The 894-nt window shown below is 32.7% G+C and carries 1 protein-coding gene; it reads left to right on the top strand.

The features are described 5' to 3' along the window. Nucleotides 1-11: 11 nt before the first annotated feature. Complete coding sequence (locus HMPREF2930_RS11180; protein ID WP_020444595.1) at nt 12-401, top strand: hydroxymethylglutaryl-CoA synthase; 390 nt, start codon at nt 12-14, stop codon at nt 399-401. Nucleotides 402-894: the final 493 nt, after the last annotated feature.

The raw sequence follows: 894 nt of genomic DNA on the forward strand, positions 1-894 counted from the left end.
TTATACTATAAATTCAACTTTGCAACAGAACCGTATTATGGAATAGAGATGTTGGTAACATTTATACAGGATCATTATACTTAAGTTTAATTTCGTTATTACAGAACCACACATTCCAACCAGAAGAGAAAGTATGTCTATTTAGTTATGGTTCAGGAGCAGTAGGAGAAATCTTTAGTGGTTCAATCGTTAAAGGATATGACAAAGCATTAGATAAAGAGAAACACTTAAATATGCTAGAATCTAGAGAGCAATTATCAGTCGAAGAATACGAAACATTCTTTAACAGATTTGATAATCAAGAATTTGATTTCGAACGTGAATTGACACAAGATCCATATTCAAAAGTATACTTATACAGTATAGAAGACCATATCAGAACATATAAGATAGAGAAATAAACTAGTGGCCGATTGTGCTTGATGAGCTTGGGACATAAATCCTAACTCGAAATAAATAAGCATATCACTAAACTGATTTTTTAAAGTTTACAGTGATATGCTTATTTTTTTATCTTACGATTTTGTACGTGCATGCTTGCCTAGGGTATGGCTCGAGCCATTAGTCTCTCGCACATACTATTCCCTCAGGCGTCAGCACTTACAAAATCGGTTGTAATTTTCATTTTTATACGCATTCTTACTGAGATTATACTAATAAGAGGAATAGTAAAAGCAATTCTAAGTAAAATTGCAGATAAGAGGTTTGTTAAAAGCAGTTCTCAGTAAAATTACAGATAAGAGGTACGTTAAAAGCAGTTCTAAGTAAAATTGCAGATAAGAGGTACGTTAAAAGCAGTTCTAGGCAAAATTGCAGATAAGAGGTGCGTTAAAAGCAGTTCTCAGTAAAATTGCTGATAAGGGGTAAGTTAAAAGCAATCCTAAGTAAAATTGC

Origin of the sequence: Staphylococcus sp. HMSC068C09 (genome assembly GCF_001813735.1) — a bacterium.
Classification (GTDB): domain Bacteria; phylum Bacillota; class Bacilli; order Staphylococcales; family Staphylococcaceae; genus Staphylococcus; species Staphylococcus hominis.